General features: G+C 34.6%; 11 protein-coding genes. 4 read left to right on the top strand and 7 right to left on the bottom strand.

What is annotated here, in order from left to right:
- Positions 1-3: 3 nt before the first annotated feature.
- Positions 4-765 (top strand): DUF2490 domain-containing protein, encoded by a 762-nt coding sequence (locus BUE95_RS01195; RefSeq protein ID WP_073580632.1) that lies wholly within the window; start codon positions 4-6, stop codon positions 763-765.
- 66 nt (positions 766-831) lie between these two features.
- Here BUE95_RS01195 and groL read toward each other — a convergent pair whose 3' ends face one another.
- The 7 genes from groL to miaB all read right to left on the bottom strand — a co-directional run bounded on the left by groL (position 832) and on the right by miaB (position 7,409).
- The gene (gene groL / locus BUE95_RS01190; RefSeq protein ID WP_073580631.1) at positions 832-2,457 is read right to left on the bottom strand and encodes a chaperonin GroEL; all 1,626 of its coding nucleotides are present in this window, start codon (positions 2,455-2,457) and stop codon (positions 832-834) included.
- A 59-nt stretch (positions 2,458-2,516) separates the two neighbouring features.
- The gene (locus BUE95_RS01185; RefSeq protein ID WP_073580630.1) at positions 2,517-2,792 is read right to left on the bottom strand and encodes a co-chaperone GroES; all 276 of its coding nucleotides are present in this window, start codon (positions 2,790-2,792) and stop codon (positions 2,517-2,519) included.
- 138 nt (positions 2,793-2,930) lie between these two features.
- Positions 2,931-3,293 (bottom strand): preprotein translocase subunit SecG, encoded by a 363-nt coding sequence (gene secG, locus BUE95_RS01180; RefSeq protein ID WP_073580629.1) that lies wholly within the window; start codon positions 3,291-3,293, stop codon positions 2,931-2,933.
- A 2-nt stretch (positions 3,294-3,295) separates the two neighbouring features.
- Entirely contained in the window at positions 3,296-4,102 is an 807-nt protein-coding gene (locus BUE95_RS01175; RefSeq protein ID WP_073580628.1) for a tetratricopeptide repeat protein, read from the bottom strand.
- Between the two features lie 15 nt (positions 4,103-4,117).
- The gene (locus BUE95_RS01170; protein ID WP_073582346.1) at positions 4,118-4,621 is read right to left on the bottom strand and encodes an LptE family protein; all 504 of its coding nucleotides are present in this window, start codon (positions 4,619-4,621) and stop codon (positions 4,118-4,120) included.
- A complete protein-coding gene (locus BUE95_RS01165; protein ID WP_073580627.1) occupies positions 4,621-5,880 on the bottom strand; it encodes a sigma-54 interaction domain-containing protein in 1,260 nt (419 codons plus the stop codon). Before BUE95_RS01165 ends, BUE95_RS01170 begins: the two co-directional genes overlap by 1 nt.
- 80 nt (positions 5,881-5,960) lie before the next feature.
- Positions 5,961-7,409: a tRNA (N6-isopentenyl adenosine(37)-C2)-methylthiotransferase MiaB gene (gene miaB, locus BUE95_RS01160; protein ID WP_073580626.1), complete on the bottom strand. Its 1,449-nt coding sequence runs from the start codon at positions 7,407-7,409 to the stop codon at positions 5,961-5,963.
- A 274-nt stretch (positions 7,410-7,683) separates the two neighbouring features.
- Here miaB and topA point away from each other — a divergent pair, with 274 nt between their 5' ends.
- The 3 genes from topA (at position 7,684) to porK (ending at position 12,861) form a co-directional block, all read left to right on the top strand.
- Positions 7,684-10,185 carry a type I DNA topoisomerase gene (gene topA, locus BUE95_RS01155; protein WP_073580625.1) on the top strand — a complete coding sequence of 834 codons (2,502 nt, stop codon included), beginning with the start codon at positions 7,684-7,686 and terminating at the stop codon, positions 10,183-10,185.
- 3 nt (positions 10,186-10,188) lie between these two features.
- On the top strand, positions 10,189-11,337 hold the full coding sequence (locus BUE95_RS01150) for a formimidoylglutamase (protein WP_073580624.1): 1,149 nt from the start codon (positions 10,189-10,191) through the stop codon (positions 11,335-11,337).
- A gap of 144 nt (positions 11,338-11,481) precedes the next feature.
- Positions 11,482-12,861, top strand: coding sequence for a T9SS ring complex lipoprotein PorK/GldK (gene porK / locus BUE95_RS01145; RefSeq protein WP_073580623.1), 1,380 nt, complete (start codon positions 11,482-11,484; stop codon positions 12,859-12,861).
- The last annotated feature ends 2 nt before the right edge of the window (positions 12,862-12,863 follow it).

Genomic DNA, 12,863 nt, shown 5'->3' with positions numbered 1-12,863 from the left:
ATAATGAAACCTATAAAAATACGCTTGCTATTCTTAGTTGGGATAGCGAGCTTTTTTGTTGTGAGTATTAGTTTCGCACAAGTAAAAGAAAGTAACAATGATATTTGGTTGCACTATTTTGGAAAGAATAGGATTACGGAAAAATTCTCTTTGTCATTTGAAGCTACGATGCGATATGCGAACGGATTTTCAGAAAAACAACAGTATTTTATTCGTCCATCAGTAGATTACCAATTTAATAAAAGGTTTTTGGGAAGTGTTGGATTTAGTCATTATAATACGTATTCCTACGGAAATCCGGCGATGAATAAAATTAGTATTCCCGAAAATCATTTTTGGATTCAAGGAACGTTTGTTCATAATAGGGGACTATTAAAAATTACTCACCGATTACGAGATGAATTTCGATATGTTGGAATAGCAAAAGCGCAATCGAATGGCGATTTAGAAATTGATCAATACGATTATAGAAATCGAATGCGATATATGTTATTGTTCAATTATCCTTTGATTAAAAAAGAAGACGCAACCCAGTTGTTTGCTTTGTTTGGCGATGAGGTTTTTATGAATTTAGGTTCTAACGCTGGAAAAACATTTTTAAATCAAAATCGATTAATAGGTGGAGTTGGTTATAATTTCGATAAAAATCATCAAATTCAATTGAGTTATATTCATCAAAATATTTGGAATTATACCAATACATTTCAAGAAAGTAATCCCACAGTTCGTTTAACTTATGTAACCAATTTCGATTGGAGCAAATAAAACAAAACCCCGATTTGAAAAATTTTCAAAATCGGGGTTTTTATATTTCGTACTTTCAACTTTGAATTACATCATTCCAGGCATACCTCCGCCCATTGGCATTGCGGGACTGTCTTCTTTGATGTCAATTAAAGCACATTCTGTAGTTAAAATCATTCCAGCTACAGAAGCTGCATTTTCTAACGCAACACGAGTTACTTTTTTAGGATCAATGATTCCAGCGGATAACATTTGAACATATTCTCCAGTTTTCGCATTGAAACCAAAATCAGCAGTTCCCTCAGTAACTTTTGCGATTACCACAGAACCTTCACCGCCCGCATTTTCAACGATAGTTCTTAAAGGTGCTTCAACCGCTTTATTTACGATTTGAATTCCTGTTGCTTCGTCAGCATTTTCAGCTTTCACCGTGTTTAAAGCTGCTTTTGCTCTTACTAAAGCTACACCACCACCAGCAACAATTCCTTCTTCAACAGCTGCACGAGTAGCGTGTAAAGCATCGTCAACGCGGTCTTTTTTCTCTTTCATTTCTACTTCAGACGCAGCACCAACATATAGAACTGCAACACCTCCAGCTAATTTAGCTAAACGCTCTTGTAGTTTTTCTCTATCGTAATCAGAAGTGGTAGTTTCTATCTGAGCTTTAATTTGGTTTACTCTAGCTTTGATGTTTTCAGCATCTCCAGAACCGTTTACAATTGTCGTATTGTCTTTGTCAATTGTAATAGTTTCAGCCGTTCCTAACATGTCTAAAGACGTGTTTTCTAAAGCATAACCGCTCTCTTCGGCAATTACAGTTCCTCCAGTTAAAATTGCGATGTCTTCTAACATTGCTTTTCTTCTATCGCCAAAACCAGGAGCTTTAACCGCTGCAATTTTTAATCCACCACGTAATTTGTTTACCACTAATGTTGCTAACGCTTGACCATCAACATCTTCAGCAATAATTAATAATGGTCTTCCCGATTGTGCTACTGGTTCTAAAACCGGTAACAACTCTTGTAAGTTTGATATTTTTTTATCGTATAATAAAACGTAAGGATTACTTAATTCAGCAATCATTTTATCCGCATCAGTTACGAAGTAAGGAGATAAATACCCTCTGTCGAATTGCATTCCTTCTACCACATCTACATAAGTGTCAGTTCCTTTTGCCTCTTCAACTGTTATAACACCTTCTTTTCCCACTTTTGAGAAAGCAGTTGCGATTAAATCACCAATCGTTTCATCATTATTGGCAGAAATAGATGCTACTTGTTTGATTTTATCCGAAGAATCATCAACTGAAACCGCTTGTTTGCCTAATTCAGCAACAATAGTTTCTACTGCTTTGTCGATTCCGCGTTTTAAATCCATTGGATTAGCTCCGGCAGCTACGTTTTTCAAACCCTCTTTAACAATAGCTTGTGCTAGTACTGTTGCGGTAGTTGTTCCGTCACCTGCTAAATCATTGGTTTTAGAAGCTACTTCTTTTACCATTTGAGCACCCATATTTTCTAATGGATCTTGCAATTCGATTTCTTTTGCAACAGAAACACCATCTTTAGTTACCGTTGGTCCACCAAATGATTTTGAAATAATTACATTTCTTCCTTTTGGACCTAAAGTTACTTTTACTGCATTTGCTAATGCGTCAACACCACGTTTTAAACCATCGCGTGCTTCAATGTCGAATTTTATATCTTTTGCCATTTTAATTTTTGTTTAATGTTTAACGTTTGAATGTTAAAAGTTGTAGTTTAATTTTTTAATTAAAGAATTGCGTAAATTTCATCTTCACGCATGATTAGGTAATCTTTACCCTCGTATTTGAACTCTGTTCCAGAGTATTTCCCATAAAGAACTATATCGCCAACTTTAACAGTCATGGTATGATCTTTTTTACCATTTCCTACGGCTACCACAGTTCCTTTTTGAGGTTTTTCTTTTGCAGTGTCTGGAATAATAATTCCTGAAGCGGTTGTAGTTTCAGCTGCTAACGGCTCAATAACTACTCGATCTGAAATTGGTTTAATGTTTAATGACATAGTTTTTATATTTTAATAATGTTATTAATTTGTTGCTTGCATTATTTCAGAAATTATGCCAAAGCGATTTTCTGACAATTTTTCGTTAAAAAAAATGCCAGCACTGACATGCTGGCATTTTATATGTTTTATCAATTCTTATTTTGTAGAATCTGTTGCAACTGGTGCTGGTGTAGCAGCAGGAGCAGCTTGTTGTGTAGCTTCTGGAGTAGAAGGAACTGTAGTTGTAGGGATTACAGTCTCGTCATCACCTAATACTTTAGAGCCAGAGGTAGCACCATTAAAACTTAAACTAGATAGTAAGATTAAAGCAATTAAAATTCCTCCTAAAGTCCAAGTGCTTTTATCTAAAAAGTCTGTTGTTTTTTGAACGCCTCCTAATTGTTGAGAACCACCAAATGAAGAAGATAAACCTCCACCTTTAGGGTTTTGAACCATAATAGCTAAAATTAATAAAAAACAAACAATTGTTATCGCAATTAAAAAACCTGTGAATCCCATAATTAATTATTATTTTGTTGTAAATTTTTGATTTCATTTATTCGGTTTGCAAAGAAACTACTTTTTTCTGGATATTTCAAAATTAATATTTCATATGCTTGTATCGCTTTTGTGTATTTTTTTTGTTCCAGATATACTTTTGCTAAAGTTTCCGTCATTAGGTGTGTTGGTTCTTCAACGCTTTTACTAATGTTTATAGGAGTTTTGATGTTTTCTTTTATGGGTGCAATTTTAGGATTGGCTTCAATAAATTTATCAATAATAGCTATTTTTTTTTCCTTTTCGGTGTCAATTTGAGCTTTTATTTCCTCTTTTACACGCACTATAGGTGAAATTTTTGTTAATTGTAGCCATTCCTGAAACGAATGTCTTTCTGCAGGAGTAAAAGGTAAAGGTTTGCCTATTTCCAATTTTTCTTCTGAACTTTCACCAATTGTTTCTTCTTCTGAAGTTTCAATATCAGTGTTTATTTCTTCAATTTCAAGTGTTACAGTAACTTCATTTAGGTCATGCACTTCAATATCTAGAATTGATTTTTGAATTGCATCGATCTTTTCTTGTTGGATAGCTGTGAAATTATCCGATGTAATAAATTCAAATAAAATAGATCGGTCTGTGGTGTAAGCTGCTGTTTTTTTTAATTCGTAGTTGTACCTAAAACTTTCTTGATTGTACAAACCTTTTAAATGTAAAGCACGTACCGCTTGAAAATAGGGAAACTGTAAAACTAAGTGTTCTAAAGCAATAGTTTGCTTTTCGTTTATAGTTTCGGGTTTATTTAAAAGATATGTTAAATCGGATTTATTCAAAATTTTACAAATTAATTACCATTTAGCTAAAGATTCATTAAAGACATCTTGTGTAATGCGCTCAAAAATAACATCTAATGCGGTTGTTAATTGCGAGCCTACTAATTGCTGGTTGGCATCGAAATCATAAAAGAAAGAGAATCGCTTTTCAAAATTATCGTCCTCTTTATTTCTATTGCTAAATCGAACCATTACAGATATCGTCAATCGGTTTTGAGCAGCCCTTTGATCGGCTGTAGCTGTCATTGGACTAATTCGATAATCGACAATTTCCCCTTCATATAATAAATCACCTCCTTGTGTAACAAGGTTCAAATTTGTTTGATTTTGAATGATATCTTGTAATTCTAAAGTGAATGTTCTTTCGATTCCAGGTTCAATCAAAGGGGCATTGTTTTGAAAATAATTCACTTGAAACGTTTTCGCATCTACAGGACTAGCTCCTGTGAAATTATAAACACCACATCCATTTAATAAGAAGGAAAATACTAGGGCTAATGTAATTATGAAATATCTCATCATAGATCGTATTGTTTTATTTTTCTATACAGTGTTCGTTCGGAAATACCTAATTCGTCTGCTGCTGCTTTACGTTTTCCTTTATTTCGTTCTAACGACTTTTTGATTAATTCAATTTCTTTCGCTTCTAAACTTAAGGTTTCTTCTTCATCAACCGTTTCTGCAAATAAATAATTTTGATCATCATCGTCTTCAAACGCTTCTTGAATAAGATTATTTTGATTTGGAAGCATTTCAACTCTCGGCTCTTCTTCAAAAATAGCATTTTCTTCAGGTTTGCCGTAAATTTTTTGAATTAATCCTTTATTAGCTTCCTGAACTTTTGAACTTCCGTTTTGCATTAATTCCATAGTAAGCTTTTTCAAATCGTTCAAATCGCTTTTCATATCAAAAAGAACTTTGTACAAAATTTCTCTTTCGTTACTAAAATCACTTTCCGATTTTTTAGTTCCAATAACCGATGGTAAATTCGGATTTTCTATTGGTAAATAGGAGAGTAGCGTTTGCGATGAAATCTCACGTTTCGTTTCCAAAACTGAAATTTGTTCGGCTACATTTCGCAATTGACGAATGTTTCCACTCCAACGATATTTTAAAAGTATTTCAACTGCGCTGTCATCTAATTTAATAGATGGCATTTTGTATTTATGCGCAAAATCCGAAGCAAATTTTCTAAACAACAAGTGAATGTCATCTTTACGCTCACGAAGTGGTGGCAACATAATGTCAACCGTACTCAATCGATAAAATAAATCCTCACGGAATTTACCCTTTTCAATGGCATCAAACATATTCACATTAGTAGCCGCTACGATTCTAACATTCGTTTTTTGCACTTGAGATGAACCTACTTTTATAAATTCACCATTTTCTAAAACACGTAATAAGCGTACTTGAGTGGTTAAGGGTAATTCTCCAACTTCATCTAAAAATATAGTTCCACCATCGGCAACTTCAAAATAACCTTCACGTGTGTTGGTTGCTCCTGTAAACGAACCTTTCTCGTGACCAAAAAGTTCACTATCAATAGTTCCTTCCGGAATAGCACCACAGTTAACTGCAATGTATTTTCCATGTTTTCTATGCGAAAGTGCGTGAATGATTTTTGGAATACTTTCTTTTCCGACACCACTTTCACCTGTTACCAATACCGAAATATCCGTTGGAGCCACCTGAATGGCTTTCTCCACGGCACGATTGAGTTTTGGGTCATTCCCAATAATTTCAAATCGTTGTTTTATAGCTTGTACTGATTCCATATAGTTTGTTTCAGGTTTCAAGTTTCAGGTTTAGAAAGTTAACTTGAAACTTCCAAACTTGAAATTTGAAACAAAAAAAATTAATTCATTATTTCAGAATAACCAACTGCTTCTCCAATTAAAGTTGCAGCGGTACAATCTGTGATTTTTACCATTACGAATTCACCTACTTTGTAATTTTCTTTTGGGAACACGACTACAGTGTTTTGCGAATTTCTTCCGCTCCAATGCGCATCAGAACGTTTTGATTCTTTTTCAATCAATACCTCCACCTCTTGACCAATGAAACGTTGGGTTCTTTCTAAGCCAATCCGTTGTTGTAAGTCGATGATTTCATTTAAACGTCTTTTCTTCACTTCTTCTGGAACGTCATCTTCCATTTTTCTAGCAGCTAAAGTTCCTGGACGTTCTGAATACGCAAACATAAATCCGAAATCATATTTCACATATTCCATCAAACTCAACGTATCTTGATGATCTTCTTCCGTTTCGGTTGGGAAACCGGCAATCATATCTTGCGATAATGAAATATCTGGGATAATCGCATATATTTTATCAATCAAAGCTATGTATTCTTCACGTGTGTGTTGACGATTCATTTCTTGTAAAATTCGAGTACTTCCACTTTGAACTGGTAAGTGAATGTACTTGCAAATGTTGTGATGTTTCGCCATAGTTTCAATTACTTCCACATGCATATCTTGCGGATTAGAAGTCGAGAATCTAAAACGCATTTTTGGAAACAACGTAGCGCATTTGTCTAATAATTGAGCAAAATCAACTGAAGTTGCTTTTTGCATTTCGGTTGCTTTGTCAAAATCTTTCTTCAAACCACCACCATACCAAAGGTAACTGTCTACGTTTTGTCCTAATAAGGTAACTTCTTTGAAACCTCTATCGTATAAATCTTGGATTTCATCAATAATACTTTGTGGTTCACGACTACGCTCACGACCGCGTGTAAAAGGAACAACGCAAAACGTACACATATTATCGCAACCTCTTGTAATCGAAACGAAAGCATTAACTCCATTACTATTCAAACGAACAGGTGAAATATCACCATACGTTTCTTCTTTTGAAAGAATTACGTTGATAGCATCTCTTCCCTCTTCCACTTCAGCTAATAAATTTGGTAAATCTTTGTAAGCGTCTGGCCCAACGACCATATCTACAATTTTTTCTTCCTCTAAAAACTGACTTTTCAAACGTTCCGCCATACAACCTAAAACCCCAACCTTCATTGAAGGATTGATTTTCTTTACCGCGTTGTATTTTTCTAAACGCTTACGAATCGTCTGCTCCGCTTTATCGCGAATAGAACAAGTGTTTACCAACACCAAATCAGCGTCTTCCAGATTTTGAGTGGTATTATATCCGTTTTCATAAAGAATAGACGCCACAATTTCGCTGTCCGAAAAATTCATTTGGCAACCATAACTCTCTATAAAAAGTTTTTTTGTATTTCCTTCTTTTTGGTCAAGCACTAAACTTTGACCTTGTTTGTTTTCATCAATTACCTTTTCCATAATTATTCTTCACTAAATTGTATAATTCCGAAACTTCGGAACGGATTGCAAAGATAATACTAAATTATAAAATCTGACAAGATGGCAGAAAAGGTTTAACAGGATTTTTTAAATTATTTTTTTCTTCATTTAAAAGTAGATGGTTTTTATCGTTTTTATACCTATATATATAGTTGTAGTTTGATTTATTTTTTGACTAGTTAGTGGTAAAAAATGACTCAAAATCTTAAAATTTAAAAAAAACCTATACTTTTGCGGTTCAAAAAAATGTGAAATGGCAAAGAATTTAGTAATCGTTGAGTCACCTGCAAAAGCAAAAACCATCGAGAAATTTCTAGGAAGTGAGTATCAAGTAGAGTCGAGTTATGGACATATTGCCGACTTGCCTTCGAGAGAAATAGGAGTAGATGTAGAAAATGGTTTTAAACCGAAATATGAAGTTTCGGCTGATAAAAAAGCTTTGGTGACTAAATTAAAAGGATTAGCTAAAAATGCCGAAATGGTTTGGTTGGCTTCCGATGAGGACCGGGAAGGAGAAGCAATTTCTTGGCACTTATCAGAAGAATTAAAATTAAAGCCAGAGAAAACAAAGCGTATTGTTTTTCACGAAATTACCAAAACGGCGATTCAAAAAGCAATCGAGAATCCGAGAGGAATTGACTATAACTTAGTAAACGCACAGCAAGCGCGTCGAGTTTTAGATAGATTAGTAGGGTATGAATTGTCGCCTGTGCTTTGGAAAAAAGTAAAAGGAGGATTATCAGCTGGTCGTGTGCAATCGGTTTCTGTTCGTTTGATTGTAGAACGCGAAAGAGAAATTCAAGATTTCAAACCAGAGGCGTCTTACAGCATAACAGCAGAATTCACAAACGAAGCCGGAAAAACTTTCAAAGCAAAATTGCCTAAGAACTTCGCAACAAAAAAAGAAGCAGAGGATTTCTTAGCTAGGAATATAGGTTCCTCTTACAAAGTAGGAGATTTAGAAACCAAACCCACAAAAAAATCACCAGCAGCACCTTTTACCACTTCAACGTTGCAACAAGAAGCAGCGAGAAAATTGTATTTACCTGTTGGAATTACCATGCAAATTGCACAACGATTGTATGAAGCCGGACTTATTACTTATATGAGAACGGATAGTGTAAATTTATCGCAAGAAGCAATGGCTGCAACTCAGGCTGAAATTACAAGTTATTACGGAAAGGAATTTTCGAAACCAAGAAACTTCAATACCAAATCAAAAGGAGCGCAAGAAGCGCATGAGGCAATTCGTCCAACAGATATGTCAAGACATACAGTGGATATCGATAGAGATCAAGCGCGTTTGTATGATTTAATTTGGAAAAGAACAATTGCATCCCAAATGAGTGATGCTGAATTGGAAAGAACTAATGTGAAAATTGAAGCAAGTAATCATTCTGAAACATTTACTGCAACTGGAGAAGTTATCAAGTTTGAAGGCTTCTTGAAAGTGTATTTGGAAGGACATGATGATGATGAGGAGGAACAAGAAGGTATGTTGCCTGCTTTAAAAGTAAACGAAAAACTTACGAATAAGTATATCACGGCTACGGAGCGTTTTTCGCGTCCGCCAAGTCGTTACACGGAAGCTTCTCTAGTAAAGAAATTGGAAGAACTAGGGATTGGTCGTCCGTCAACATATGCGCCAACTATTTCCACAATCATTGCTAGAACGTATGTTGAAAAAGGAAGTTTTGAAGGACAAGAAAGAAAATACAACCAGTTGATGTTAAAAGGAGGAGAAGTAAAATCTCAAGTTTTAACTGAAAATGTTGGTTCAGATAAAGGAAAGTTAGTTCCAACCGATATTGGAATTATCGTGAATGATTTCTTGGTTAAAAACTTCAACACGATTTTAGATTATAATTTCACAGCAAAAGTGGAACAAGATTTCGATGAAATTGCAGAAGGAAAAGTCGATTGGGCTAAAATGATGAACGATTTTTACAAACACTTTCATCCAAATGTAGTTGATGTAGAAAAAAATGCTGAAAGAGAGAGTGGTGAAAGAATTTTAGGTGTTCATCCTGTTTCTGGAAAACAAGTTTCTGTTCGTTTAGGGAAATATGGAGCAATGGCTCAAATAGGGGATATAGATGACGAAAACAAACAATTTGCTAGTTTACGTCAAGACCAAAATATTGGAAATATCACATTGGAAGAGGTGCTGAATTTGTTCTTACTGCCAAAACAACTAGGTACTTATAAAGGAGAAGAAATTGAAGTAAATAATGGTCGTTTTGGTCCTTATGTTCGTTTTGGTTCACAATTTATTTCATTACCTAAAGGAGTAGATCCGATGGATGTTACAATTGAAACCGCTCAAGAGTTGATTGATGAGAAAATGCAAGCAGACGCTCCTATTGGAACTTATGATGGAATGCCTGTTCAAAAAGGAGTGGGACGTTTTGGTCCTTTCATTAAATGGAATGGGATGTTTATCAATGTGAGTAAGAAATATGATTTTGATAATTTATCACAAGCCGATTTGAATGCATTAATCGAAGAAAAACAACAAAAGGAGATTGATAAGGTAATCCATAATTGGGAGGCAGAGGGAATTAAGGTAGAGAAGGCACGCTGGGGTCGTTCGGTTATTTTAAAAGGTAAAATTAAAATTGAATTAAGTAAGGATGTTGATGCGAGTAAATTGACTTTGGAGCAAGTTCAAGAAATGATTGAGAAAAAAGCGCCAGCAAAAAAAACAGGGACAAAAAAAGCATCAGTTAAAAAAACAACCACTAAAAAGAAATAATCAATGATTTTTGATTTTTTACAGCCTATTCCGTCTTCCCTTGAAACTTTTATTTCCAAATTGTCCAATCAAACCTTAGGAAGAAAAGTGGTATTTCATACGCAAACCGATTTTCCAGTTTTGGATAATGTTGCGATTGCGATTTTTACAGTTAATGAATACAGGGGGAGTGGGCAACAAAACGAAGATTTTTTGTTTGAAAATTTCAGAAAACAATTTTATAGTCTTTTCCCTGGAAACTGGAATACTGCAATTGTAGATCTTGGGAACGTTGAGGCGGGTGCAAGTGTAGAAGATACTTATTTTGTGGTAAAAGGATTAGTAGCTGAATTAATTAAGAAAGGAATTGTTCCGATTGTAATTGGAGGAAGTCAAGATCTTACTTATGCGGTGTATCGTGCTTACGACAATTTAGATCAAATGGTGAATATAGTTTCTATAGATAATCAATTTGATTTTTCAAAAGAAAATAAATTAGATTCAGATTCCTATTTGTCAAAAATAATAATAGAAGAGCCGAATAATCTTTTTAACTTTAGTAATCTAGGATACCAAACTTATTTTAATCCACAAGAAGAGATTGACTTAATTGAAAAATTGTATTTTGAAGCCTATCGTTTAGGAGAAGTTTCAAATGCACTTGCTGTATCCGAACCTGTTTTTAGAGATGCTGATTTAGTTAGTGTTGATATGCGTTCGGTACAATCTTCTTATTCGGGGAATTTTGATGTTTTCAATCCGAACGGATTTACAGGAAAAGAGATATGTACTTTGACACGATATGCAGGTATAAGTGATAAGGTAACTTCATTTGGAATTTTTAATTTCAGTCCAAATAGAAATGAGGTTGTTTTAGTGGCTCAAATGTTATGGTATTTTATTGAGGGATTTTGTTTTCGTTCAAACGAATATCCGTTTGGAACGAAAGAGAATTACATCAAATATATCGTGCCAATTGAAGAAGAAGAACTAATCTTTTATAAAAGCAATAAAACGGAAAGATGGTGGATAGAAATTCCGTTTTTAACAAATGTTAATAATAAATTAAAAAGAAATACGTTATTACCTTGCACACATGAAGATTATTTAGCAGCTTGCGAGCAGGAAATTCCAGAAAGATGGTGGAAAGCTCAGCGAAGAAACAATCTTTGAGTTCTAGATAATAAACCTATAAATTATTGTTAAAAAAGTAAATTTTAATATTTTTTTCACGTTTATAAAAAAAAAATTGTTTTTTACAAAATTATTGAATAGGTTTACGCCCTAAAAAAGAAATTACATTTAACCCAAGTTTATATGAAGAAGTTTGTTGCATTTTCAGCAATTTTGTCATTGTTTATCAGTTGTGGTAAAGGCGATAAAGGAGAATTAGTAGGAGTTAAGGGAAGAAAATGGCATCCCGAAAAACCTTACGGAATGACATTAGTACCTGGTGGCGCTTTTATTATGGGTAAGTCAGATGATGATTTAGCTAACGTTCAAGACGCACCTACTAAGACGGTAACTGTTCGTTCGTTTTATATGGATGAAACAGAGATTACTAACAGCGAGTATCGTCAATTTGTTGAGTGGGTAAAAGACTCAACTATTAGAACTAGACTTGCAATTTTGGCTGATGAACAAGGTCAGAAGGCAGGTGCAGGTGAAAAAGGAGGAAGTATTGGTGATTTTGCTTTCGCCGATGTGGATCCAGAGAAAATGACGCCTTACGACAAATACATGTATGAGAATTACTACAGTGTAGGAACTGAGGATGACATGTATGCAAAGCGAAAGCTAAACAAGAAAATCAAACTTATCAAAGAGCCATCTAAATATCCAGATGAGTTTTATGTAGAGGTTATGGATTCGATGTACTTACCAGAATCTGAATCTTACAATGGATTGAAAACAATAGATGTGTCTAAGTTGAAATTCAAATACAATCAAGTTGATTTAAATAAAGCGGTTAAGAAAAAAGGACGTAAAAACTTTTACGATGATACTCCTGCAATTGAGATTTATCCTGATACAACTGCATGGATAAAAGATTTTGCTTATTCTTACAATGAACCAATGCACAACGATTATTTTTGGCATCAAGCTTATGGAGAATATCCAGTGGTTGGTGTTTCTTGGAATCAAGCAAAAGCTTTTTGTGCTTGGAGAACCTTATATAAAAACGCTTATATTAAGAAGAAAAAAGGTAGAGATCAGATAAACTCGTTCCGTTTACCAACTGAAGCAGAATGGGAATATGCAGCAAGAGGAGGTATTTCTGGAGGTACTTATCCTTGGGGGGGACCTTATGCTAAAAATGACAGAGCTTGTTTCATGGCTAACTTTAAGCCTAACAGAGGAGATTATGCGGCTGATGGTGCTTTGTATACCGTAGAAGCTAAATCGTATGAGCCAAATGATTATAATCTTTATAATATGGCTGGAAATGTTTCAGAATGGACAGAATCGTCGTATTTTGCTGAAGCCTATGAGTTTTCATCTACAATGAACCCTCATGTTTCGGATAGAAGCAACCAAAGAAAAGTAGTAAGAGGAGGGTCTTGGAAAGACGTGGCTTACATGTTGCAAGTATCAACTCGTGATTTCGAATACGCTGATTCAGCAAGAAGTTACATCGGTTTTAGAACTGTTCAAGATTATATGGGAACAGCTTCAACCGGTACAATCCCTAAATAGTA

The sequence above is a fragment of the Flavobacterium cucumis genome (genome assembly GCF_900148835.1).
GTDB lineage: Bacteria > Bacteroidota > Bacteroidia > Flavobacteriales > Flavobacteriaceae > Flavobacterium > Flavobacterium cucumis.
Note: the sequence above shows the minus strand (reverse complement) of the source record. Positions and strands in the feature narration are given on the sequence as shown.